Annotated in this window: 16 protein-coding genes, 3 rRNA genes and 2 pseudogenes; 9 read left to right on the top strand and 12 right to left on the bottom strand. The window is 67.2% G+C overall.

The genetic code is table 11. The features are described 5' to 3' along the window. Positions 1–195: 195 nt before the first annotated feature. Both WBG99_RS19060 and WBG99_RS19055 read right to left on the bottom strand, forming a co-directional pair. Positions 196–912, bottom strand: coding sequence for a phosphatase PAP2 family protein (locus tag WBG99_RS19060; protein WP_338897448.1), 717 nt, complete (start codon positions 910–912; stop codon positions 196–198). 224 nt (positions 913–1,136) lie between these two features. After that, on the bottom strand, positions 1,137–2,144 hold the full coding sequence (locus WBG99_RS19055) for a bifunctional lytic transglycosylase/C40 family peptidase (RefSeq protein ID WP_338900396.1): 1,008 nt from the start codon (positions 2,142–2,144) through the stop codon (positions 1,137–1,139). Between the two features lie 222 nt (positions 2,145–2,366). Here WBG99_RS19055 and WBG99_RS19050 point away from each other — a divergent pair, with 222 nt between their 5' ends. Then, entirely contained in the window at positions 2,367–2,636 is a 270-nt protein-coding gene (locus WBG99_RS19050) for a DUF397 domain-containing protein (protein WP_338897447.1), read from the top strand. A 50-nt stretch (positions 2,637–2,686) separates the two neighbouring features. Here WBG99_RS19050 and WBG99_RS19045 read toward each other — a convergent pair whose 3' ends face one another. Together WBG99_RS19045 and WBG99_RS19040 are read right to left on the bottom strand one after the other, a co-directional pair. Further along, entirely contained in the window at positions 2,687–3,889 is a 1,203-nt protein-coding gene (locus WBG99_RS19045; RefSeq protein WP_338897446.1) for an Imm49 family immunity protein, read from the bottom strand. 16 nt (positions 3,890–3,905) lie between these two features. Continuing rightward, on the bottom strand, positions 3,906–4,127 hold the full coding sequence (locus WBG99_RS19040) for a hypothetical protein (protein ID WP_338897445.1): 222 nt from the start codon (positions 4,125–4,127) through the stop codon (positions 3,906–3,908). Positions 4,128–4,757: 630 nt separating this feature from the next. On the opposite strand from WBG99_RS19040, the gene WBG99_RS19035 reads away from it, so the two are divergent. The 6 genes from WBG99_RS19035 (at position 4,758) to WBG99_RS19010 (ending at position 12,508) form a co-directional block, all read left to right on the top strand. After that, positions 4,758–5,066 carry a hypothetical protein gene (locus WBG99_RS19035; protein WP_119105211.1) on the top strand — a complete coding sequence of 103 codons (309 nt, stop codon included), beginning with the start codon at positions 4,758–4,760 and terminating at the stop codon, positions 5,064–5,066. A 211-nt stretch (positions 5,067–5,277) separates the two neighbouring features. After that, the gene (locus WBG99_RS19030; RefSeq protein ID WP_338897444.1) at positions 5,278–6,126 is read left to right on the top strand and encodes a hypothetical protein; all 849 of its coding nucleotides are present in this window, start codon (positions 5,278–5,280) and stop codon (positions 6,124–6,126) included. Further along, positions 6,116–7,441: a hypothetical protein gene (locus WBG99_RS19025; protein ID WP_338897443.1), complete on the top strand. Its 1,326-nt coding sequence runs from the start codon at positions 6,116–6,118 to the stop codon at positions 7,439–7,441. The genes WBG99_RS19030 and WBG99_RS19025 overlap by 11 nt, the downstream gene beginning before the upstream one ends. Further along, a complete protein-coding gene (locus tag WBG99_RS19020; protein WP_338897442.1) occupies positions 7,438–8,994 on the top strand; it encodes an SCO6880 family protein in 1,557 nt (518 codons plus the stop codon). The genes WBG99_RS19025 and WBG99_RS19020 overlap by 4 nt, the downstream gene beginning before the upstream one ends. Before the next feature lie 114 nt (positions 8,995–9,108). After that, entirely contained in the window at positions 9,109–10,542 is a 1,434-nt protein-coding gene (locus WBG99_RS19015; protein WP_338897441.1) for an ATP-binding protein, read from the top strand. A gap of 118 nt (positions 10,543–10,660) precedes the next feature. Continuing rightward, complete coding sequence (locus tag WBG99_RS19010; RefSeq protein WP_338897440.1) at positions 10,661–12,508, top strand: type IV secretory system conjugative DNA transfer family protein; 1,848 nt, start codon at positions 10,661–10,663, stop codon at positions 12,506–12,508. A gap of 82 nt (positions 12,509–12,590) precedes the next feature. On the opposite strand, the gene WBG99_RS19005 is transcribed toward WBG99_RS19010, so the two are convergent. Both WBG99_RS19005 and WBG99_RS19000 read right to left on the bottom strand, forming a co-directional pair. After that, complete coding sequence (locus WBG99_RS19005; protein WP_338897439.1) at positions 12,591–12,983, bottom strand: signal peptidase I; 393 nt, start codon at positions 12,981–12,983, stop codon at positions 12,591–12,593. Positions 12,984–13,019: 36 nt separating this feature from the next. Next, a complete protein-coding gene (locus WBG99_RS19000) occupies positions 13,020–13,592 on the bottom strand; it encodes a GNAT family N-acetyltransferase (RefSeq protein WP_338897438.1) in 573 nt (190 codons plus the stop codon). A 196-nt stretch (positions 13,593–13,788) separates the two neighbouring features. Here WBG99_RS19000 and WBG99_RS18995 point away from each other — a divergent pair. Next, positions 13,789–13,995 (top strand): annotated as a pseudogene (locus WBG99_RS18995) (LuxR C-terminal-related transcriptional regulator); the annotation flags it as partial. A gap of 83 nt (positions 13,996–14,078) precedes the next feature. On the opposite strand, the gene rrf reads toward WBG99_RS18995, so the two are convergent. From rrf to WBG99_RS18975, 4 genes are all read right to left on the bottom strand, one after another. Then, positions 14,079–14,195, bottom strand: a 5S ribosomal RNA gene (gene rrf, locus WBG99_RS18990). 85 nt (positions 14,196–14,280) lie between these two features. Then, positions 14,281–17,401 (bottom strand): 23S ribosomal RNA (locus WBG99_RS18985). Positions 17,402–17,709: 308 nt separating this feature from the next. Beyond that, positions 17,710–19,238: ribosomal RNA gene (locus WBG99_RS18980) — 16S ribosomal RNA — on the bottom strand. Together the 16S, 23S and 5S rRNA genes form the textbook arrangement of a ribosomal RNA operon. A 680-nt stretch (positions 19,239–19,918) precedes the next feature. Then, positions 19,919–20,476 carry a MarR family transcriptional regulator gene (locus WBG99_RS18975; protein ID WP_338897437.1) on the bottom strand — a complete coding sequence of 186 codons (558 nt, stop codon included), beginning with the start codon at positions 20,474–20,476 and terminating at the stop codon, positions 19,919–19,921. A 153-nt stretch (positions 20,477–20,629) separates the two neighbouring features. Between WBG99_RS18975 and WBG99_RS18970 the strand changes: the two genes are divergently transcribed. Beyond that, positions 20,630–21,904, top strand: coding sequence for an MFS transporter (locus tag WBG99_RS18970; protein ID WP_338900395.1), 1,275 nt, complete (start codon positions 20,630–20,632; stop codon positions 21,902–21,904). A 36-nt stretch (positions 21,905–21,940) separates the two neighbouring features. Here WBG99_RS18970 and WBG99_RS18965 read toward each other — a convergent pair whose 3' ends face one another. Both WBG99_RS18965 and WBG99_RS18960 read right to left on the bottom strand, forming a co-directional pair. Further along, on the bottom strand, positions 21,941–22,102 hold the full coding sequence (locus tag WBG99_RS18965; protein WP_338897436.1) for a hypothetical protein: 162 nt from the start codon (positions 22,100–22,102) through the stop codon (positions 21,941–21,943). Between the two features lie 391 nt (positions 22,103–22,493). Further along, positions 22,494–24,166: pseudogene (locus WBG99_RS18960) on the bottom strand (SpoIIE family protein phosphatase). Position 24,167 lies beyond the last annotated feature (1 nt).

Below are 24,167 nucleotides of genomic sequence, written 5' to 3'. Positions count from 1 at the left end.
CTGACCCCGGGTACCCGTCGTCCCCGGCGGGGAAGGGGGCGGCAGCTCCCAGGATCGGCCCGGGGTCGAAGGACAGTGCCCCCGGTGACGGGACGACGCTGTCGGTTGATTCGGGGGCGGCTTACTCGGCCCCGAATCAACCGACAGCGTCTTGGCACAGGCAGGGGCCGCGGGAGCGCACTCCCGGGCGGGCCGTCAGGCCGCCAGATCCCGCTCCTCCGCCGAAGCCGTCTCCACCCGCGCCCCCGGAACCAGCGCACTCCGCCCGTCACGCGCCCGGACCAGCCATCCGACCCGCGGCGACCGCTCGATCGCCTTCGTCAGCGGCGTGAGAAGCGACATGGCGAGCGGCGAGAGCAGCAGCACGACAGCCGTCCCGAGCGCGAACCCGCCGATGACGTCGGTGGGGTAGTGCACCCCCATGTAGACCCGGATGAAGCCTCCGAGCAGCCCGATGACGAGTCCGACGAGCCCGAACTTCCGGTTGGCGACGAACAGTCCGACCGCCATCGCCATGATCAGCGTCGCGTGATCGCTCACGAAGGAGTAGTCGGTCTTGCCGGAGACGAGCACCTCCAGCCCCTCGTGGTCGTTGAAGGGCCGGGGCCGCTCGACGAACCCGCGTATCGGCACATTGACCAGCACGGCGATGCCGGCGGCCAGCGGCGCCCACGCCAGCGCGGCCACGGACGAGGCGGCGTCCTCCCCGCCCCGCTTCCGCACGCCCCACCAGCACCACAGGATCAGCAGCACCATGGCGAAGAGGAGTCCGTACTCGCCGACGAACTCCATGATCCGGTCGAGCCAGGTCGGCGCGTCCCTGGCGAGGCCGTTGATGTCGTACAGCAGCTCGACGTCGGGGTTGGATCCGGATTCAGCGGCAAGTGCGGCATGCGCGGCGAGTCCAGCCATCGTGCTGCGGCCCTTTCGTCATCGTTCTCGCGACCGCACCGGTACGTGCGCCGCGCTTTGCCACCCCCGTGGTTGTCCGTAGGCGTCGACGCGCTACGTCACCCAAGGAACGCACACTCCTCTTCCATGCGTTCCACCCTCCACTGAATGATCACCCAGACGTTATCGAAGAGAGACACGTCTCCGCAGCTCAGGGCAGTGGTTCACAGAGCATTACGGCCCGCTCAGACCGTCGTGGGCAACGCTTTCGCGCCATCTTCGGTGACCCGGGTGGCGCCGAAGTAGTCGGGGGTGTCAATCGGGTCGAACCGGATGACGGCCCCCGGCCGCGGTGCGTTGATCATGTATCCGCCTCCCACATAGATCCCGACGTGCCGAATGGCCCGGGAGTTGGTGAGATCGTCGGAGAAGAACACCAGATCCCCCGGCAGCAACTCGTCCCGCGACGGATGCGGCCCGGCGTTGTACTGGTCGTTGGCGACCCGCGGCAGCGTGATCCCCACACTCTCGTACGCCGCCTTCGTCAGCCCGGAGCAGTCGAAGCGTCCGCCCTGGTCAGCGGTGCCGTTGCCACCCCAGAGGTACAGCGTCCCGAGCTTCTTCTGCGCGTACGAGATGGCCCCGGCCGCCTGCTCGCTCGGGTCGATCCGGGTCGTCGGCGCGGCGAAACTCTCCTGCAGCGTGGTGATCGTCTTGACGTAGTTCTGGGTCTCCTTGTACGGCGGGACACCCCCGTACTTGATGACGGCGTACGCCCCCGCGTTGTAGGAAGCGAGCATGTTCGCCGTCGGATCACCGGGCACGTCCTTCACGTACGACGCGAGCTTGCAGTCGTACGAAGCGGCCGACGGAATCGCGTCATTCGGGTCCCAGACGTCCCTGTCGCCGTCCCCGTCCCCGTCGAGCCCGTGCGTGGCCCACGTTCCCGGGATGAACTGCGCGATCCCCTGCGCTGCGGCATGGCTCTGCGCCTTCGGATTGAACCCGCTCTCCTGATACAGCTGCGCTGCCAGCAGCGCCGGATTGATGGCGTCGCACAGATTGCCCCACTTCTGCACGAGCTCCTGATAAGCGGCGGGCACGGCCCCCTTCGCCAGCCCGACCGACTTCCCGCCGATCCCGTTGGCCAGGTTCCCGGCGACCATGTACACACCCACGACCAGCAGCATCACGAAGCTGAGCCCGGCGCCGACAGCGGAGATCACCACGATCCATGCCTTACGCACCGTCAACCGCCCCTCACCGCGCGCCAGTCCGCCTACGGTCAGTGTAGAGGCGGCCACCCTTCTTAGGAATGATCACTCGACCGTCCCGCATCGGGCATCGGCTCTCATTCCGCATCAAGCGACAAGCGACAAGCGACAAGCGATCCTCTACCGAGAGGACAACCCCGCGCCGTACCAGGCGGTCATCCGAGGCGGCGCATCCACACCCCCAAAGAGGAGCAGTCCCCCGTGTCTGACCTCCCCCCGGACCTCGACTGGATCCGAGCCGCCCCCGACGACGCGACCGGCCCCGGCCCCGGCCCCGGCCCCTGGATCGAACTGGCCTTCGGCGAAGGCAACGGCGAGGACGACCCCGAAGCCCCCGTCTACATCCGCGAGACGAGCGACCCGGACAACGTAGTGACGACGAACCGCCGAAAGTGGGACGCCCTCGTACTGGGCGTACAGGCGGGGGAGTTCGACCACTTCGTGGAGGGGGTCGAGGACTTCGAGAAGTGATGCGACCGTGTGCGGGCGTACACGTGGACGTGCGGGCGGCCGGGCAGGACTCACATCTCGAACTCGCCGACCCAGGCCCGCTCCAGCAGATGCCTCGGCAGGTACTCGGACTCGACCTCGACCTGCATGCCCACGTCGTAGGCGAGGCAGGCGACGGCGAGGGGCCCGAGGGCGACGGCGCCGTCGGTCCGTCCGCGTTGTGCACGACCAGCGTCGTGGTGTCGAGGTAGACGACCTCGCCCTCGGGGGTCTGCATGCGGACGGAGCTCTCGGGGGTGGGCCCGGCCGGGAGGTCGTCTGCGGCGTTCGGCAAGTCGGCGATCCGGTACGTGCCATCGCCGAGCTTGATGTGGGTCCCGTTGGTGATCCCCCGCAGGCTCGCCACGACGTCGCTGATCTTCACCGCCGTCGCGCCGACACCCTTCGTGATGTACGTCATCGGGTCGACGATCCGCCCCGCCCTGCCCGCGAACGAGATCGCCTTCGCGACGGCACCCGCATTGCCGGTCGCCGCCACCGCCCCGCCCGCACCGCCCGTGAAGACGGTCGTCAGGACGTTGAAGGTGACGGCCCCGGCCGCGCGGGACGGGTTTCTTGCCCCACTCGTCGTACGCGATCAGCGCCTTCCCGGTCTCCACCACCGCCGTACGGGAGTCGCGCAGCCAGGAAGGGAGCTTGTCGGCCGGAGTCAGCCAGTACGCGGCACCGAGCGGCGTTCCCGTGATCACGATGCCGGCCAGCAGCTTCCCCAGCCCCGTCCACGCCTGGCCGGCCGCGTCCCAGCCGTCCACACCCACCAGCGTGCCGAGCCCCCGGACGGTCCCCCACACACCGTCGACGAAGAACCAGGCGGTGAAGTCCCAGGCGTGCTCGTGGAAGTAGTACCAGGGGTTGGACTCCTCGACGGCGTCGCCCCACGGCAGCCCGGAGGCGACGTCAAGGTCCTCGGCACGGTAGCCGTACATGTTCTCTTTGCTCGAACCGTCGTTGACGACGAGCGGCTCGCCGCCGACCAGCGCGACGATCTTGTTGTGGCAGGCCAGCTCGGCGGCCTGGAAGGCGGACCATGCGGCGTTCACCGCGTTGCGGCGGGCCGTGTTCTCGTCGATGAGGTCGCCGTCCGCGACCCACTCGTCGTCGTCCGCGACGCGCCGCTCGAAGGCCGCCGCCTCCGCACGCAGGGTGTTGAGCCTGTCCACCAGGGGCCGGACCTCGGCCGCGTAGTCCAGCAGCGCCCTGGAGACCGTGCCCAACTCGGTCCGCAGATCGTCACCGGCCGCCGCGACCGGCGCGGTCGTCGCGAAGAGCTGGTCGGCCTCGGGAGCCTTGTAGAAGGGTTCCAGGAGGTTGAAGCTGGGCGTCGATCAGCAGGCCCGCGGCCCCGAGCGACATCCCGTCGAACGCGATGTCCCCGGCGTTTGTCTCCAGCTGCTCCAGATTCCCCGTGAACTCCGGCATCTCGGCCGAGACAGCGGTTCTCTCCTCGCTCACGCCTACCCCCGTGGACGCCCTCGCAGATTCGTACCCTCAACCCGGCGCTCACCGCCCACACCTGACACGGAGACAGTACGAGCACCCAGTCGACCATTTGCACCAAGGTTGCGATCGCTATCCCATACAGTTCTGGCCAAAGCTCGACCCTCACGGCCTCTCGCCACCCACACGCGACCCTTGCGTCCACATCAGGCACACTCGAACCCCGGAGAACACCGGATCGACAGACCAGGACCGACGCCCCGTCAGAAGCGGGACCGGGCCGGCCCCCAGAAGCCGCGAAAGGGAAAGAGGGGGACCAGAGAGGGAACAACGACGGAACCACACCGCAGGTTCCGGTTCATCCTTGTTGCCCGGCGTAACCTGCCGTGATACACAGAGTGACGATACGACTCTTTACGTACCGGTCCGCGTCCCCCGTTAGGGTCCCACGCGGGCCGACGGCAAGGGATCCGTACGAAACCCGCCAATCAATGACGCCAAGTCGACATGCGAGAGCGTCATTGTCGGCGACAATAAGGCCGACCTCTGCGCACCCGCGCCGAGGGACGCATCGCGGACGCTCACGCGAACGCGGTGCAGAGACAGCGGAGACAACAGAACTACCCACTAGGGGCGGTGACTTATATGTTCGTTGCGGCCGAAAAGGGCGACATCACCACCATCATCGGCGGAATCGCCCCGGACTGGGGGCCTTTCGGCAACCTGGGCAACGAGGCGCGCGTGATGATCGAGGTCGTGATGGCGGTCGCCATCCTCCTCTGCCTGGGCATCGCGATCTGGGGTGCCGCCAAACAGCGCATCGGCGCGACCGCCCTGCGCGACACCTTCAGCGCCGAACAGGGCAAGGGCCTCATCATCGCCGGCCTCACCGGCGTCTTCATCATCGGCTCACTGGGCACGCTCTTCACCATCGTGTACGGCATGGCCGTGTAGGCGACGGCCGACCCCCTTCCCCCTTCGTCCCGGCCGGGCACTCCCGGTTCGTCCGGTTCCCCCTACCCCACCCGTCCGTCGTGCCCACCGGCTGAGGTTGCGTTTCCCTGATGTCGAGTCACCACACCGCGCCCGCGCGGGAACCAGCGCGGCTACCGTCGTACTGCTACGCCTTTCGGTACGGCGTCGAAGTTGAAGGGGCGACTGCGGCATGAGTCTCGGCGACGATCAGGGGTACGGCGAGTCCTCGCGCTCCGGTGACGACGGGGGGTACGGCGGCTACGCCGGCACCGGCCAGACCCGAACCCGCCTCCCCGATGCCCCCGGCGACCCCCGCCGGCCCCGCTCCTCCTCCAGAAGCCTCGTCACCATCGTCGGCGTCGTCGTCCTCCTCATCGCAGCGATCGCTTTCGCGAACCGGGGAGGAGACACCACCGACGACGGCGCCACCGACGGCAACAAGGCAGAATCAGCGCCTACGGCGGCTTCGGGGGAGCGGCCGGTGGAGTCGACGACGGTGGGGGTTCCCACGGGGTACGCGCAGAGCGAGCAGGGGGCGGAGAGCGCGGCGGCCAACTACACAGCCGCCCTGGGTTCAGACGGCATGTTCAACACCGCCAAGCGGCACCAGATCGTCGAGACCATCGCCGATCCCAGCACGATGGACCGCCTCAAAGCCGGCTTCGACGCGGACTACTCCGCAGAATTCCTGAATGCACTCGGCCTCAGCGAGGACGGCAGCGCCCCCTCGGACAGTACATTCGTCAACCGGACACTGCCGGTCGGAACCAAGGCCACGTCCTACAGCTCCAACGCGGCCACCGTCGAGGTCTGGTGCAACAGCCTCTTCGGGCTCACCGGAGAGAGCACCACCAACCCGGTGACCAGCGGTTGGTTCACCGTGACCTTGAAGCTGAAGTGGACCGATGGCGACTGGAAGGTCATCGAAACCAGCCAGAAGACCGGCCCAACCCCCGTCAACGCAGACGACCCGGTCTCCGGAGCCGAGGAGATCGGCAAGGCGGTCGAGGAGTTCGGAGGGTTCACCTATGCCCGGTAGCCCGCGTCGCACACTCACTCTCACCGGTGCTGTGGCGGCCGTTCAGGTCAGCGCCGTACTGCTGGCGACCCGCGCCTTCGCCGCACCCACCCCGACACCCACCCCCACGAACAGCGACGACCCCTGCTCACTGATCTCGGGCCCCGCCAAGGACTACTGCGAACGAGGTTCCCGCGAGAGAGGCGACACCAGCACCCTCCCCAACGGCGTAACCTCCACCCTCGACCCCCTCTCCTCCCTCGCGCAAGGCTGCGCCGACGCCGCCTCCTGGACCATCGACAAGCTCTCGGAAGCCGTCAACGAAACGGCGAACGTCGACTTCACCAACCCGAAGTTCCTGCAGCAGTACGCCGTGGTCTTCGCCGCGTCGACGATCCTCACCCTCATCCTGTGGCTGCTCGCGGTGGCCAAGCGGGCCGTGCGCGGTGTCCCCCTCACCACCGCCCTGTCGGAGGCGGTCGGCTTCCTCTGGCTGACGGTCCTGGCCTCCGCCTTCACCCCCCTGATCCTCTACACCGTCGTATCGGCGACCGACGGTGTGACCGAGGTCCTCGCCAGAGCCACCGGCGACCAGACGGACACCTTCTTCGGCAACTTCTCCGGCGCCCTGAAGAAGGGTGATGACATCGGCGGCGGCCCGATCATGCTGATCGTCGTCTCCCTCGTGTCGATCCTCGCCGCAGGCGTCCTCTGGCTGGAACTGGTGATCCGCGCCGCGCTCCTCTACGTCGGCGCGCTGCTCGGCACGGTCGTCTACGCCGGTCTGGTCGACAAGAACCTGTGGGGGCACGTCCGCCGCTGGGCGGGCATCATGATCGCGGTCATCCTCATCAAGCCGGTGATCGTGATAGTCCTCGGTCTCGCCGGGGCCCTCTCCGCGGACGACGGCCCGGACGCCTTCTCCGCCGTCGTCTCCGGCCTCGCCATCATCCTCCTCGCCATCTTCGCCTCGGCGATGATCTACCGCTTCGTCCCCGGCTTCGGCGACGAGATCGCGGGCTCCCGCAACAACCGCATCATGCGCGGCGCGGAAGGCAAGGCCGCGGCCGTGATCAGCTCCCCCGCCACCCTCGTCGCCCAGGGCATCAAGACCCACAGCACCCGAGCCGACAACAACGGCGGCGGGGCGAACACCCCGTCACGCCCCGCGAACCCCGCGTCCGGCGGCGTGGCCGCCCACAGCTCGCGCACCGCGGGCGGAAGCGGCGGAACAACCGTCCGCTCCGCCGCGCCCCCGCCCCGCACGAGCCCGGTCAACACCCCCCACGCCAGTAACACCCGCAACAGCAATCGCACGGGAGGTGAAGGGCGTTGACGACCGAGTCCCACCTCTCCCATCCGGTCACGCCCCGCCGTACATATCTGATCGGCCGCGCCCGGCCGAACGCGATCATCGGCCGGAACCGCGAGTCCGGCGAGATCGCGTTGATCATCGTGGGCGCGTTCCTCGGCATGATGTGCGGCCTCCTCGTCCCGGTGCTCGTACCGCGCATCGCCCTGCTGACGGGCTTCCCCCTGCTGGCGCTGGCCGCCGTGTACGTGCCGTACAAGCGGCGCACGTTCTACAAGTGGTTCGAGATCAACCGCAGTTACAAGCGCAGCCTGCGCAGCGGCACGACGTACCGCTCCCCGGTCATAGAGGCCGGCACGCACCTCGACGGCCGTGAGGTCGAGGTCGGCCCCCCGCCGGGCATCGGCCGCATCACCTGGCTGGCCGCGCCCTTCGGCCCGGACGAGATCGCCGTCCTGCTGCACGCGGATCGCAAGACCGTCACCGCGGCCATCGAGATCGAGGGGCCGGGCGTCGGTCTGCGCGACTCCGAGGACCAGGAGGCCCTCGTCGACCGCTTCGGCACCCTCCTCAAGCACGTCGCCAACGGCGACGGCTTCGTCACCCGCCTCCAGATGCTCGCCCGCACCCTCCCGGCCGACCCGGACGCCCACGCCAAGGACGTCGCCCAGCGCGGCGACGACCGCGCCCCGGGCTGGGTGCGGCAGTCCTACGACCAGCTGCAGTCCATGGTGTCGACGAGCAGCGAGCAGCACCGCGCGTACCTCGTCGCCTGTATGCACTACAACCGCGAACTGGCCGCCGAGGCGCACGCGATGGCCCGCGCGGCCCGCCCGCAGGGCCGGAGGATGGACAAGGACGCGGGCCTCGCGGTCGTCATGGCCCGCGAGCTGACGGACATCTGCTCGCGCCTCCAGGAGGCCGACATCCGCGTACGGCAGCCGCTGGGCCAGGGCCGCCTCGCCTCCCTCATCCACTCCATGTACGACCCGGACCACCCCATCGACCACATCCAGGCCATGACCAAGCGCAACGCCTGGCCGGCCGAGCTGGACGCGATGGAGCCGGACTACCTCCAGGCCAAGACCCGCGAGTCCTCCACGCGCGCTCCCTGGTGCCACGCCACGGCCTGGGTGAAGGAGTGGCCGATGACCCCGGTCGGCGTCAACTTCCTGGCACCGCTCCTGGTCCACACCCCGGACGTCATCCGCACCGTCGCCGTCACGATGGACCTCGAACCCACCGAGGTCGCCATCGAACGCATGCTGACCGAGAAGACGAACGACGAGGCGGAGGCGTCCCGCGCCGCCAAGATGAACCGCACCGTCGACCCCCGTGACGTCGCCTCCCACTCCCGCCTCGACCAGCGCGGCGAGGACCTCGCGAGCGGCGCCGCCGGCGTCAACCTGGTCGGCTACATCACCGTCTCCTCCCGCTCCCCGGAGGCCCTGGCACGCGACAAGCGGACGATCAGGGCCTCGGCCGGCAAGTCGTATCTCAAGCTGGAGTGGTGCGACCGCGAGCACCACCGGGCCTTCGTCAACACGCTCCCGTTCGCCACCGGAATCCGAAGGTAGGGCCACCGCGATGCGGGATCACTCGGGCCGACACCAGCAGGAGTCACCACCAGGTCCAGCGCCAGGCTCAGGGCCAGGTCCACGACCGGCTCACGGACAGGAGGTGCGTCGCTGATGCGAGACCCCCTGTCCGCCGTCACGGAGGCCTTCACCTCCTTCCTCTTCGGCAAGGTCGAGACGACCCGCCTCCCGGTGCGCACGTCCACGGGCCAGGCCCAGGCGGTCTACCTCCCGACCGCCGCCCCCGGCCTCGGCGACTCCGGCGTGATCATCGGCCGCGAGGTCTACTCCGGCAAGGGCTACATCTACGACCCCTTCCAGCTCTACGGCCAGCAGCTCCCCGCCCCGCACTGGCTCGTCCTCGGTGAGTCCGGCAACGGCAAGTCGGCCCTGGAGAAAACGTACGTCCTACGGCAGCTGCGCTTCCGTGACCGACAGGTCGTCGTCCTCGACGCCCAGGGGGAGGACGGCGCCGGCGAATGGAACCTCATCGCGCAGGAGCTCGGAATAACTCCCATTCGCCTGGACCCGACGGCCGCCCTCGACCACGGCATCCGCCTCAACCCCCTCGACCCGTCGATCACGACCACGGGCCAGCTCGCGCTCCTCCGGACCATCATCGAGGTCGCGATGGGCCACGGCCTGGACGAACGTTCCGGATTCGCCCTGAAGGTCGCCCACGCCTACGTCAACGAGACGATCGTCGAACGCCAGCCGGTCCTCACCGACATCGTCGAGCAACTCCGCCACCCCGAGCCGGAGTCCGCGGAGGCGATGAACGTCGCCCTGGACGACGTACGCGCCTGGGGCCTGGACGTGGCCCTGGTCCTGGACCGCCTGGTCGACGGTGACCTCAGGGGCATGTTCGACGGCCCGACCACGGTCGGCATCGACCTGGACGCCCCCCTCATCGTCTTCGACCTGTCCCACATCGACCGCAACTCCATCGCCATGCCCATCCTCATGGCGATCGTCGGCGTGTGGCTGGAGCACACATGGATCCGCCCCGACCGGAAGAAGCGCATCTTTCTGGTCGAGGAGGCCTGGCACATCATCAACAGCCCCTTCGTGGCCCAGCTCTTCCAGCGCCTGCTGAAGTTCGGCCGCCGGCTCGGTCTGTCCTTCGTCGCGGTCGTCCACCACCTGTCGGACGTCATCGACGGCGCGGCGGCGAAGGAGGCCGCCGCGATCCTCAAGATGGCGTCCACACGGACGATCTACGCCCAGAAGGCGGACGAGGCACGAGCGACCGGCCGGGTGCTGGGGCTGCCGCGCTGGGCGGTGGAGATCATCCCCACCCTCACCCCCGGCATCGCCGTCTGGGACGTCAACGGCAACGTGCAGGTGGTCAAACACCTGATCACCGAGACCGAACGCCCCCTCGTCTTCACCGACCGCGCCATGACCGAGTCGTCCAACGACCACCTTCTCGACGACGACGCCCTGCGCGCCGCCGAACTGGAGGCGGAGGAACGGGCCGCCGCGTTCGTGGAACAGCAACTGAGCGAGGTCGACGGCTACGGCTCCTCCGAGTCCACGGTGGCCTGAGTGGACGCGACGGACAGGACGAGCGGGATGAACGGGACCGGCAGGACGAGCGGGGTCGGTCGGTGGTCGGCAGGAGCAGGCGAAGGAACGGCATGAACGGCGTGAACGGCGGCGTGCGATGAGACCGGACGACCGACGCCCCGGGCAGGGCGGAGGCGGCATCCCCGACGGGCTGCTGATCGCCCTCCTCGGTTTGCTGGTGGGCGTGACCCTGCTGATCTGGTCGGCCACCGGCCTGGCCGGCCTCCTCGCCCACGGCTCCTGGCCCGACGGCGTCACCTTCACCCGTACACCCCTGGCCGTACGCAGCCTGGCCGCCGACCCCCAGGACATCCCCGCCGCCTGGCCGGACACCCCCGCCACCCAGCTCTCCGGCTACGGCCTCGTCTGGGGCCTCCTCATCAGCCAGCTCATGGTCCTCCTCGTCCTGACCGTCTTCGTGATGGGCACACTGGCCCGCTGGCGTGCCGTACGAGAGAGGGAGAAGGCGGCACGGACCCTGAGGACGGGCCAGGCGGGGACATCCGTTGACCCGTCCGGCACTGCCGCACCGCACGGCGGGGGTCACACCGGCGCCGCGGGCCGGACCGCCGGAACGCCGGCCGAGCCGGCCGGCCATGTCCAGCCGCACACCGGCGGTTACGGTCGGCACGACGCCCCGCACACCGCCGACGCCCCTGGCGAGCCGGCCGCCCCGGCCCCACCGGCCGCCGTAGGCCACAGCGCCGGCCCCGCACCGCAGCCTTCCGGAACGGCCGTCGAGTTCCCCGCCACGCCCACCACCCCCTTCCCTGAGCCCCGGCACGGCACCCCTGCGGCCCCACAGCCGGGCATCGCCCCGTCCGCTCACAACGGCTTCGCCTCAGCCCCTGTCACGGCGGCGAGCGGGCCTGCGGGCGGGGCCGTGGGCGGGGCGGGCGCCGCCCCGGGAACCGCGCCCGCGCCCGGCGCCGACCCCACAGAACACGCCGCCGCCCCGCTCACCACCGGCGACAACCGGACGGCCGGATGGGCACGGACGGGCAAATGGGCGCACACACTGCCCCCGGTCGTCCTCGGCTCCGCCGAGACCCGTCGCCCCGCCGCCGCCCAAGCCGTACGCGACGCCGAGGGCCCGGCCCTGGTGGTCACCTCCGATGCCACCCTCTGGTCGGACACGAAGGACGCCCGCGCGAAGCTGGGCCCGGTCCTCCTCTACGACCCCGCGCACCGCTGCGACACCCCGGCCCGCCTCCACTGGTCGCCCATCGCCGGCTGCGAGGACAAGCCGACGGCGGCGGCCAGGGCGACCGCCCTGCTCGCCCCCCTCCGCCCCACCGCCAAGATCGACCAGGCGATGGCGGACACGGCCGAGACCCTCCTGCGCAGCTATCTGCACGCCGCCGCCATAGACACCCGCACCATCCGCCACCTGCACCGCTGGTCCCAGGGCAGCAACGTCCAGGAAGCGGTACGCACCCTGCGTACGAACCCGAAGGCGGCCCCCGGGGCGGCGGGCGAACTGGAGTCGGCCCTCACCTCGCACCCCGAGCGCCGGGACATCGCACAGGAGTTGACGGCCCGAGCCCTCTCCTCCCTCTCCACAGTCAATGTCCGGGAATCCTGCACCCCGAACCGAACTGACTCCCTGGCCTTGGATTCCTTTGTCCACGAGGGGGGAACACTTTATGTGGTCGGCGACCCCATCGAGGACCCCAAGGCGAATCCTTCCGCGATGCCTCTCCTGACGGCCCTCGCCTCAAGCGTGGTCGAGTGCGGCCGGCGCATGGCCGAACGGTCATCCTCCGGCCGCCTCGACCCACCACTCACCCTGGTCCTGGACGACGTGGCAGCCGTGGCCCCCCTCCCCCAGCTCCCCGCCCTCCTCACCGCCGGAGCCGACCAGGGCCTCCCCACTCTGGCCCTCCTCCGCTCCCGCGAGCAGGCCAGGTCCCGCTGGCCGCACCACGAACTCCCGCTCCGGTGACAGCAGTCCGGCACCCGCGTCCGCCCCCGCCCGAGGCGCCCTGCTAGTCGGCGTCCCACTGATCTGCCTGCTCGGCTACGCCCTACTCGTCGTCGTCCCGCCAGCCGTCCTCCTGTGGCACGGCGTATCCGGGCACGGACGGCCACCGCACGGTCAGCACCACCGACTCCTCCTCCGCGACCCAGGAGTGGTCCACGCCATGGCCCCAGACGACGTAGTCGCCCTGCCGTTCCAGCACGACACTGCGGCTGGGGAAGTCGACACGGAAGCGACCGCTGATGAGCACCTGCAGTGCGGTACGTTCCTCGCCCCGGACCCACCGCGCCCGCGTGTCGCCCTGCGGATGGACGCCCCACTTGATCTCCACCTCGTCGCTCTGACGAGGATCGCCGTCCGGCTTGAAGTGCCCGAGCAGCCAGCCACGGTCCAGCGCCGCGTCCTTGCCCGCATTGCCCACATACACGCTGTCGTCCATGCCGCCGAACGCTAACACCAGGCCGCCCGGCACCCCTTACACCGGTTCCCGCACGTACTCCAGCTCCCGCCCGGCGTCTCCCTCGACGGTCACGCCGCTCGCCACGAACCCGGCCCTCCGATAGAACGCCGCGGCCCGCCCGTTCCCCTCATGCACGAACAACCGCACCCGCTCGATCCCGGCACCCCGTGCCCACTCCGACGCGGCGGCGAACAACGCCTCGCCCACGCCCCTCCCCCGATGCCCTTCCCGCAGGAACACCCCCACCAGATGCCCCTGCCGCCGCTCGATGATCTCCCCGAAGTAGTCCCGCACCCCGGGCTCCTCCACGAGCACGGTCACCGTCCCGGCCCATCCGCCGGCCTCGGTCTCCGCGATGATCTGCTGCCTCCCGCGAACCCCCTCAGCGGCCCCTTCCGTCCGCTCCTTCCAATACGCGTCCGGGCGCTCCACGGCATCCTCGTACGTCTCCAGAAACGCCAGATGCGCCAACGGATCCCGCAGCGCGGCCAGTCGCAGCTCCCGCGCGGCCCGCCACTCATCAGCCCGAACAGACCGCACGGCATACCCCTCAGGCACGGCACCCCCACAGCTCGTCACCTCGTCCATGCCGCCCACCGTAATGCCGGGGTACTACACCCTTCGCGTCCTTTCCCACCCCAGCCGAACGCCCCGAGCCCCACCCCGCCCGACCATGACATCAACACCCCACTCCCCGTCACATCCGGAGACGCGTCGTGGCCCCCAGCCTTACTAACCACCTCCCCGCCCCGGAAAGCCCACCGACCCCGCACCCCCGGACCGACGCCTCGCGTCTCTCACGGACCGTGAACGGGAAATCGTCACGGTCATCGGCAAGGGCTGGACGAACAGCGAGACAGCCATCCGGCTGCACCTGGCGGAATCGACGGTGAAAACTCACGTAGGCCGCATCCTCGCGAAAACAGACTCACGCGACCGCGTCCAGACGGTGATCCTGGCGTACGACGCGGGACTGGTGGAGCCGTCCTGAAAGGGAGGGGAGATACACCCGGGGATATATCCGGAAAACAGAAAACCCCCGCCGGTCACCCGGCGGGGGTTTTCTCACTGTTTGTTCGGCGGCGTCCTACTCTCCCACAGGGTCCCCCCTGCAGTACCATCGGCGCTGTAAGGCTTAGCTTCCGGGTTCGGAATGTAACCGGGCGTTTCCCTCACGCTATGACCACCGAAACACTATGAAACAGTCAACCGCACCGCCGTGACCATGGCGGGGTTGTTCGTGGTTTCAGAACCAACACAGTGGACGCGAGCAACTGAGGACAAGCCCTCGGCCTATTAGTACCGGTCAGCTTCACCCATTACTGGGCTTCCACATCCGGCCTATCAACCCAGTCGTCTACTGGGAGCCTTAACCCCTCAGAGGGGGTGGGAGTCCTCATCTCGAAGCAGGCTTCCCGCTTAGATGCTTTCAGCGGTTATCCCTCCCGAACGTAGCCAACCAGCCATGCCCTTGGCAGGACAACTGGCACACCAGAGGTTCGTCCGTCCCGGTCCTCTCGTACTAGGGACAGCCCTTCTCAAGACTCCTACGCGCACAGCGGATAGGGACCGAACTGTCTCACGACGTTCTAAACCCAGCTCGCGTACCGCTTTAATGGGCGAACAGCCCAACCCTTGGGACCGACTCCAGCCCCAGGATGCGACGAGCCGACATCGAGGTGCCAAACCATCCCGTCGATATGGACTCTTGGGGAAGATCAGCCTGTTATCCCCGGGGTACCTTTTATCCGTTGAGCGACGGCGCTTCCACAAGCCACCGCCGGATCACTAGTCCCGACTTTCGTCCCTGCTCGACCCGTCGGTCTCACAGTCAAGCTCCCTTGTGCACTTACACTCACCACCTGATTACCAACCAGGCTGAGGGAACCTTTGGGCGCCTCCGTTACTCTTTGGGAGGCAACCGCCCCAGTTAAACTACCCATCAGACACTGTCCCCGATCCGGATCACGGACCCGGGTTAGACATCCAGCACGACCAGACTGGTATTTCAACGACGACTCCACAACCACTGGCGTGGCTGCTTCAAAGTCTCCCAGCTATCCTACACAAGCCGAACCGAACACCAATATCAAACTGTAGTAAAGGTCCCGGGGTCTTTCCGTCCTGCTGCGCGAAACGAGCATCTTTACTCGTAGTGCAATTTCACCGGGCCTATGGTTGAGACAGTCGAGAAGTCGTTACGCCATTCGTGCAGGTCGGAACTTACCCGACAAGGAATTTCGCTACCTTAGGATGGTTATAGTTACCACCGCCGTTTACTGGCGCTTAAGTTCTCAGCTTCGCCCACCCGAAAGTGAGCTAACCGGTCCCCTTAACGTTCCAGCACCGGGCAGGCGTCAGTCCGTATACATCGCCTTACGGCTTCGCACGGACCTGTGTTTTTAGTAAACAGTCGCTTCTCGCTGGTCTCTGCGGCCACCCCCAGCTCGAGGAGCAAGTCCTCTCACCAGTGATGGCCCCCCTTCTCCCGAAGTTACGGGGGCATTTTGCCGAGTTCCTTAACCATAGTTCACCCGAACGCCTCGGTATTCTCTACCTGACCACCTGAGTCGGTTTAGGGTACGGGCCGCCATGAAACTCGCTAGAGGCTTTTCTCGACAGCATAGGATCATCCACTTCACCACAATCGGCTCGGCATCAGGTCTCAGCCACATGTACGACGGATTTACCTGTCGCACGGCCTACACCCTTACCCCGGGACAACCACCGCCCGGGATGGACTACCTTCCTGCGTCACCCCATCACTCACCTACTGCAGGTCTGGTCCGTCGGCTCCACCACTCCCCTTTGCCCGAAGGCTCCGGGACGGCTTCACGGACTTAGCATCGCCTGGTTCAATGTTTGACGCTTCACAGCGGGTACCGGAATATCAACCGGTTATCCATCGACTACGCCTGTCGGCCTCGCCTTAGGTCCCGACTTACCCTGGGCAGATCAGCTTGACCCAGGAACCCTTAGTCAATCGGCGCAAACGTTTCTCACGTTTGTATCGCTACTCATGCCTGCATTCTCACTCGTGAACCGTCCACAACTCGCTTCCGCGGCTGCTTCACCCGGCACACGACGCTCCCCTACCCATCCATACAGGCGTTGGCCCTGTTGTATGAATGACACGACTTCGGCGGTACGCTTGAGCCCCGCTACATTGTCGGCGCGGAATCACTAGACCAGTGAGCTATTACGCACTCTTTCAAGGGTGGCTGCTTCTAAGCCAACCTCCTGGTTGTCTCTGCGACTCCACATCCTTTCCCACTTAGCGTACGCTTAGGGGCCTTAGTCGATGCTCTGGGCTGTTTCCCTCTCGACCATGGAGCTTATCCCCCACAGTCTCACTGCCGCGCTCTCACTTACCGGCATTCGGAGTTTGGCTAAGGTCAGTAACCCGGTAGGGCCCATCGCCTATCCAGTGCTCTACCTCCGGCAAGAAACACACGACGCTGCACCTAAATGCATTTCGGGGAGAACCAGCTATCACGGAGTTTGATTGGCCTTTCACCCCTAACCACAGGTCATCCCCCAGGTTTTCAACCCTGGTGGGTTCGGTCCTCCACGACCTCTTACAGCCGCTTCAACCTGCCCATGGCTAGATCACTCCGCTTCGGGTCTTGAGCGTGCTACTGAAACGCCCTGTTCGGACTCGCTTTCGCTACGGCTACCCCACTCGGGTTAACCTCGCAACACACCGCAAACTCGCAGGCTCATTCTTCAAAAGGCACGCAGTCACGAGACAAGCACACGTGCTTGTCCGACGCTCCCACGGCTTGTAGGCACACGGTTTCAGGTACTATTTCACTCCGCTCCCGCGGTACTTTTCACCATTCCCTCACGGTACTATCCGCTATCGGTCACCAGGGAATATTTAGGCTTAACGGGTGGTCCCGCCAGATTCACACGGGATTTCTCGGGCCCCGTGCTACTTGGGTGTCTCTCAAACGAGCCGTTCATGTTTCAGCTACGGGGGTCTTACCCTCTACGCCGGACCTTTCGCATGTCCTTCGCCTACATCAACGGTTTCTCACTCGTCTCACAGCCGGCAGACTGTGAAAGAGAGATCCCACAACCCCGTATACGCAACCCCTGCCGGGTCTCACACGCATACGGTTTGGCCTCATCCAGTTTCGCTCGCCACTACTCCCGGAATCACGGTTGTTTTCTCTTCCTGCGGGTACTGAGATGTTTCACTTCCCCGCGTTCCCTCCACTTGCCCTATGTGTTCAGGCAAGGGTGACAGCCCATGACGACTGCCGGGTTTCCCCATTCGGACACCCCCGGATCAAAGCCTGGTTGACGACTCCCCGGGGCCTATCGTGGCCTCCCACGTCCTTCATCGGTTCCTGGTGCCAAGGCATCCACCGTGCGCCCTTAAAAACTTGGCCACAGATGCTCGCGTCCACTGTGCAGTTCTCAAACAACGACCAACCACCCATCACCCCGAACCAGAGCGGTCCGAGTGCACTGGGGCCGGCACTGAAGGCAGCCATACGGCCATACCCTCAGACACCCAACAGCGTGCCCGACACGATCAGTCGATGAGCTTCGCGTTCCACGCCGAAGCAGTACTAACGCTCTCACCCATACTGAACCGTGCCGAATAATCAACGTTCCACCCATGAGCAACCAGCATCAGACGTTCGCTGATGTCCTGGCCTCTGACCAGCCGAAGCCGGTAAGAAGTGCTCCTTAGAAAGGAGGTGATCCAGCCGCACCTTCCGGTACGGCTACCTTGTTACGACTTCGTCCCAATCGCCAGTCCCACCTTCGACAGCTCCCTCCCCACAAGGGGGTTGGGCCACCGGCTTCGGGTGTTACCGACTTTCGTGACGTGACGGGCGGTGTGTACAAGGCCCGGGAACGTATTCACCGCAGCACTGCTGATCTGCGATTACTAGCAACTCCGACTTCATGGGGTCGAGTTGCAGACCCCAATCCGAACTGAGACAGGCTTTTTGAGATTCGCTCCGCCTTACGGCCTCGCAGCTCATTGTACCTGCCATTGTAGCACGTGTGCAGCCCAAGACATAAGGGGCATGATGACTTGACGTCGTCCCCACCTTCCTCCGAGTTGACCCCGGCAGTCTCCTGTGAGTCCCCATCACCCCGAAAGGCATGCTGGCAACACAGAACAAGGGTTGCGCTCGTTGCGGGACTTAACCCAACATCTCACGACACGAGCTGACGACAGCCATGCACCACCTGTACACCGACCACAAGGGGGCGACCATCTCTGGCCGTTTCCGGTGTATGTCAAGCCTTGGTAAGGTTCTTCGCGTTGCGTCGAATTAAGCCACATGCTCCGCTGCTTGTGCGGGCCCCCGTCAATTCCTTTGAGTTTTAGCCTTGCGGCCGTACTCCCCAGGCGGGGAACTTAATGCGTTAGCTGCGGCACCGACGACGTGGAATGTCGCCAACACCTAGTTCCCACCGTTTACGGCGTGGACTACCAGGGTATCTAATCCTGTTCGCTCCCCACGCTTTCGCTCCTCAGCGTCAGTAATGGCCCAGAGATCCGCCTTCGCCACCGGTGTTCCTCCTGATATCTGCGCATTTCACCGCTACACCAGGAATTCCGATCTCCCCTACCACACTCTAGTCTGCCCGTATCGAATGCAGACCCGGGGTTAAGCCCCGGGCTTTCACATCCGACGCGACAGACCGCCTACGAGCTCTTTACGCCCAATAATTCCGGACAACGCTCGCGCCCTACGTATTACCGCGGCTGCTGGCACGTAGTTAGCCGGCGCTTCTTCTGCAGGTACCGTCACTTGCGCTTCTTCCCTGCTGAAAGAGGTTTACAACCCGAAGGCCGTCATCCCTCACGCGGCGTCGCTGCATCAGGCTTTCGCCCATTGTGCAATATTCCCCACTGCTGCCTCCCGTAGGAGTCTGGGCCGTGTCTCAGTCCCAGTGTGGCCGGTCGCCCTCTCAGGCCGGCTACCCGTCGTCGCCTTGGTGAGCCATTACCTCACCAACAAGCTGATAGGCCGCGGGCTCATCCTTCACCGCCGGAGCTTTCCACACCGAGGAGATGCCTCCCGGTGTCGTATCCGGTATTAGACCCCGTTTCCAGGGCTTGTCCCAGAGTGAAGGGCAGATTGCCCACGTGTTACTCACCCGTTCGCCACTAATCCCCACCGAAGTGGTTCATCGTTCGACTTGCATGTGTTAAGCACGCCGCCAGCGTTCGTCCTGAGCCAGGATCAAACTCTCCGTGAATGTGTACCCGTAATCGGGTGCAACACCACGAGAGCGGAACAGTCAGGCGGAATAAGCCCGACCGTTCACAGCGTCCTCGCTGTGTTTGTTTCAAAGGAACCTCGCCCCGACCGAAACCGGCCAGGAACGGGGTATCAACATATCTGGCGTTGATTTTTGGCACGCTGTTGAGTTCTCAAGGAACGGACGCTTCCTTTGTACTCACCCAAACCAACCGGCTCAGGCTTTCCTCCGGGCGCTTCCCTTCGGTCTTACCTTTCCGACTCTATCAGATCCTTTTCCGATCCGATTTCCTCGGCGCTTTCCAGGTTCCCGCTTCCGCGTTTCCCTTTCCGGCGGCTCCGACTCTATCAGATCCCTTCGGGCCTGATTCCCAGTCAGCGGGAGTCGCCTTCGCGACTGTTGAGCCGCTCCGACGTCCCAAACCTTAGCGGATCTGCTCGGCAGTTCCCAATCGGGGGCTGTCGAACCCAAATCGAATTGAATTCGGGCGCGCCGAATTCACCCCGGTTGGGAGATCGAGCTGGTTGTGGGGGTGCCGCTTGAGCGGCGGAGGTGCTGCCGCAGAACCGTTACGGCTCCGTGGCAACCCGAAGAACTCTACAGATCGCGGGGTGGACTGTCAAGTCTCCCCAAGGTGCCCCGCGGTCAAACCTTGGGCACCGCCCAAGCGTACTGCGTCAGTCCAGGTCGGCGAGCCGGCCGCCGGCGTCCGGCTGGGCGTCCTCGACGCGGCGGAGGAGTCGGGTCAGGACCTCACCGAGGACCGTGCGTTCCAGGGGAGAGAGGTCCTGGAGGAGGTCCTCCTCGAAGACCGAGGCGAGGCGCATGGCCTCCAGCCACTTCTGGCGACCCTCGGTGGTGAGTTCGACGATGACGCGGACCCGGTTGGTCTCGTCGCGCTCCCTCGTCACCAGGCCCTCGGCGACCATGCGGTCGATGCGGTGGGTCATGGCGGCCGGGGTGAGGCCGAGCCGCTTCGCCAACTCGCTCGGGCCCATGCGGTACGGAGCGCCGGAGAGGACGAGGGCCTTGAGGACCTCCCACTCGGCGTTGCTGATGCCGAGCGCCGACGTCTGGCGGCCGTAGGCGACGTTCATACGGCGGTTGAGGCGGGAGAGGGCCGAGACGATCTTCTCGACCTGGGGGTCGAGGTCCAGGAACTCGCGCTGGTAGGCGGCGATCTGCTCTTCGAGGGTCGGCTCGGCGCCGTCGGCGGTGCTTGGGGTGTCGCCCATGGGCGCAGTATGGCACGCCGCCGCTTGGCATCGAAGCCCTTCGATGTGTACTGTTTAGCTTCGAGGTTTTAGCTTCGAAGTCTTCGGATCTAATGTGTGAGTGGTTCAGGCTGAGGGCTTCCCTTACCTAGGCAGGTGAACTTGACCAGGGCGATGGGCGCAGCGATGCGCCGGATCCACGTGGGCAACGCGCTCAGCGCGTTCGGGCTCGGCTTCACCGTCCCCTATCTGTATGTCTATGTGGCGCAGGTACGGGGGCTCGGTGCTGTGACGGCGGGGCTCGTGCTCGCCGTCTTCGCCGTGGCCGCGCTGGTGGTGCTGCCGTTCGCCGGGCGGGCCATCGTCCGGCGCGGGCCGCTTCCGGTGCTGCTCGCCGCCCTGGTCATAGCCGCCGTCGGATCGCTGAGTCTGGGGTTGGCCGCAGGTGCGACGACCGTGCTGTCGTCCGCGGCGGCGCTCGGGGCCGGGCAGGCCGTGATGCAGCCGGCGCTCGCGACGATGATCGTGGACTGTTCGGGTACGGAGAGCCGGTCGCGGGCCTTCGCCACGCAGTTCTTTCTCCAGAACCTCGGGCTCGGTGTCGGTGGACTGATAGGCGGGCACCTCGTGGATGCCACGCGCGCGGGGTCCTTCACCTTGTTGTTCTCCATACAGGCGGCGATGTTCCTGTTGCTCGTCGGTGTGATGGCGACCGTCCGGATGTCTCGGGCGCCGAAGGTCGACGGAGTGTCGGCGGGGACGGCGAAGGGGAGCTGGAAGCAGCTGCTCGGCAACCGGGCCATGGTCCGGCTGTGTGTACTCGGGTTCGTCCTGTTCTTCGCGTGCTACGGGCAGTTCGAGTCGGGGCTCAGTGCGTACGGCGTCGAGGCGGCCGGGATGTCCACGTCCGCGCTCGGGACGGCGTTGGCCGCCAACACCGCGGTGATCGTGGTCGCGCAGTTCGCCGTGCTGAGGTTCGTCGTGCGGCGGAGGCGGTCGCGGGTGATCGCCGCGGTGGGGCTGATCTGGGCCGTGGCCTGGGGCCTGGCTGGCTTCGCGGGGCTCGGGCACGGCAGCCGGGAGATGGCCGCGGCCGCGTTCGTCTCGACGTACGCGCTGTTCGGGCTGGGTGAGGCGATGCTGTCGCCAACCGTCGCTCCGTTGGTCGCGGATCTCGCGCCGGCCGGGATGGCGGGGCAGTACAACTCCGCCTTCGCCTTGGTGAAGCAGCTCGCGCTGGCTGTCGGTCCGGCGGTGGGCGGGCCGATGGGTGCCTCGCTGCACGGGCCGTACGTCGTGGCGTTCCTGCTGTGTTCGCTGGGCATCAGCGTGCTGGCGGTGCGGCTCGGGCGGCTTCTCACGGACGGCCAGGACCATCCCACGCGGGCGAACATCCGGGTGGTCGCCCGGGGTGGAGCCTCCACGGAGCCGGCGGCGGCGCGGGCCTGAGGCCGGCCTCAGGGATGTCGGACAGGGCGATGGCCGTCAGGCCGCTCGGGCTTCGGTGACGCGGAGCTTGCGGGCGGAGAGGACGGCGGCGAGGACGGCGAGCTGCCACCAGGGGACGCTCGGGACGGAGCCGGAGACCTGGGCGGCGAGGACCACGCTCGGGATCACGGCGATCACCAGGCCGAGCAGGATGCTCACTCTGCCGTGGGCGGTGAACACCGTCGCCCGGGGCAGCCTGGCGCTGGATCCCTGTCTGACACAGGCCGTGACCAGCGCCTACGTCAGGCCCTCCCCACCGGACCAGGATCGCGCCCCGACCGAAGCCCTGGTGTCCGCGCTCACCCCGCGCGAGCGAGGGATCCTCGCGCTCGGTCGGCGACGGGCTGCCCAAGCGGGAGATCGCCGACGCCCTCAGTCTGAGCCCGGACACCGTCAAGGACCACCTGCGCCGCATCTACACCAAGCTCGGCGTCGAGCCCCGGCTGCACGCGGCCCGCGTCGCCCGGCACGCGGCGATCGGCACCACCCATCGGCCGGACCGGCAGGTGCCGAGTCCGTGTGACGGCCGGTGTCGGTGCGGTCCAGCCCGTCAGGTCGCCCCCCGGGGCAGGGCGAACTCGCACCACACCGCCTTGCCGCCGCCGGGGGCCCGGCGGCTGCCCCAGTCGGAGGCGATGGTCGCGATGATGGCGATGCCGCGGCCCGACTCGTCGGCGGGGTCGGCACGGCGGCGGCGGGGAAGGTGGTCGTTGCCGTCGGTGACCTCGACGATGAGGCGGCGGTCGGTGCGGCGCAGACGCAGCCGCATGGGCGGGGTGCCGTGCTGGAGGGAGTTGGCCACGAGTTCGCTGGCCGCCAGGACACCCAGGTCGTGCAGCTCCGGGGTGAAGCGCCAGCTGCTCAGGACCCCCGAGGCGAAGGCCCGCGCCCGGGGGGCCGCTTCCACGCCGCCGAGGAGCTCCAGGGCCGCGTTGCGGAAGAGTTCGCTGTCGGCGCCGGTGCGGGCGGGGTGCTGGAGGACGAGGACGGCCACGTCGTCGTCGTGGTCGGCGGTGACGCCCGTGGAGCGGACCAGACGGTCGCAGATCACCTGGGGGGTGCCCGTGGCGCCGGCCAGGGCCCGCTCCAGGGCGGCGATGCCCTCGTCCAGGTCCTCGTCGCGGCGTTCCACCAGGCCGTCCGTGTAGAAGACGGCCGTGGAGCCGGGGCCGAGGGGAATCGAGCCGGAGGCATGGGTCCAGCCGCCGGTCCCGAGTGGGGGGCCGGTCGGTTCGTCGGCGCGCAGGACGGTGCCGCTCTCGTCGCGGACCAGGATGGGCAGGTGGCCGGCGGAGGCGTAGACCAGTCGGCCCTCGTTCGGGTCGTGGACGGCGTAGACGCAGGTGGCGATCTGGTTGGGGTCGATCTCCATGGCGAGACCGTCGAGGAGTTGCAGGACCTCGTGCGGGGGGAGGTCCAGTCGGGCGTAGGCGCGGACCGCCGTACGCAGCTGGCCCATCACGGCTGCCGCTCGTACGCCCCGGCCCATGACGTCGCCGATGACGAGAGCCGTCCGGCCGCCGCCGAGGGTGATGACGTCGTACCAGTCGCCGCCGACGGCGGTCTCGGTGCCGCCGGGGTGGTAGACGGCGGCGATGCGGAGGTCGTCGGGCTCTTCCAGCTCCTGCGGGAGGAGGGAGCGCTGGAGGGTGACGGCGGTCTCGCGCTGGCGGCGTTCGCTGGTGCGGAGGCGTTCGCCGGCCTCGGCGTGGTCGGTGACGTCGGCGGCGAAGATCAGTACGCCGCCGTCGCTCTGCTCGGTGCCGCTCGGCACGTCGACGGGGGTGCAGGTGATCGTGTAGCTGCGGCCCCCGGGGGCCTTGCGGGACTTGACCGTGCGGGGTCTGGAGCTGCGCAGGACCTGGTCGAGGAGCGGGAGGAGGCCGAGGGCGTCCAGCTCGGGCAGGGCCTCGCGGGCGGGTGCGCCGAGGGGACGGACGCCGAAGGCCGCGACGTAGGCGTCGTTGACGTAGGCCGTGCGGTGGTCGGGGCCGTGCACGAGGGCGACGAGGGCCGGGATGCGGTCGAGGATCTCGCGGGTGGGGAGGTCGTCGACGACGGGCACGGGCGGTGTGTCGTCCGGGGGGTAGTCGGCCTGCCGTTCGGCGCGGGCCGGGGGCACGGAGCCTTCCCCCGACGGTCCGCGGTGACCGTCTGTTCGCTCCGCGCTGCGGCGCGGCGCTGCGTACCGGGGAGCCGGGCGCTCCAGCGCGTGAAGTTCACC

The organism is Streptomyces sp. TG1A-60 (assembly GCF_037201975.1).
GTDB lineage: Bacteria > Actinomycetota > Actinomycetes > Streptomycetales > Streptomycetaceae > Streptomyces.
This window is presented reverse-complemented; position numbering and strand designations above follow the sequence as displayed.

What these genes read in the sequence shown, in the direction of transcription:
- WBG99_RS18975 (WP_338897437.1), bottom strand. Translation starts at nt 20,476, where the DNA reads ATGGGCGACACCCCAAGCACCGCCGACGGCGCCGAGCCGACCCTCGAA.
- WBG99_RS19060 (WP_338897448.1), bottom strand. Translation starts at nt 912, where the DNA reads ATGGCTGGACTCGCCGCGCATGCCGCACTTGCCGCTGAATCCGGATCC.
- WBG99_RS19015 (WP_338897441.1), top strand. Translation starts at nt 9,109, where the DNA reads ATGCGAGACCCCCTGTCCGCCGTCACGGAGGCCTTCACCTCCTTCCTC.
- WBG99_RS19000 (WP_338897438.1), bottom strand. Translation starts at nt 13,592, where the DNA reads ATGGACGAGGTGACGAGCTGTGGGGGTGCCGTGCCTGAGGGGTATGCC.
- WBG99_RS19005 (WP_338897439.1), bottom strand. Translation starts at nt 12,983, where the DNA reads ATGGACGACAGCGTGTATGTGGGCAATGCGGGCAAGGACGCGGCGCTG.
- WBG99_RS19035 (WP_119105211.1), top strand. Translation starts at nt 4,758, where the DNA reads ATGTTCGTTGCGGCCGAAAAGGGCGACATCACCACCATCATCGGCGGA.
- WBG99_RS19010 (WP_338897440.1), top strand. Translation starts at nt 10,661, where the DNA reads ATGAGACCGGACGACCGACGCCCCGGGCAGGGCGGAGGCGGCATCCCC.
- WBG99_RS19030 (WP_338897444.1), top strand. Translation starts at nt 5,278, where the DNA reads ATGAGTCTCGGCGACGATCAGGGGTACGGCGAGTCCTCGCGCTCCGGT.
- WBG99_RS18970 (WP_338900395.1), top strand. Translation starts at nt 20,630, where the DNA reads ATGGGCGCAGCGATGCGCCGGATCCACGTGGGCAACGCGCTCAGCGCG.
- WBG99_RS19025 (WP_338897443.1), top strand. Translation starts at nt 6,116, where the DNA reads ATGCCCGGTAGCCCGCGTCGCACACTCACTCTCACCGGTGCTGTGGCG.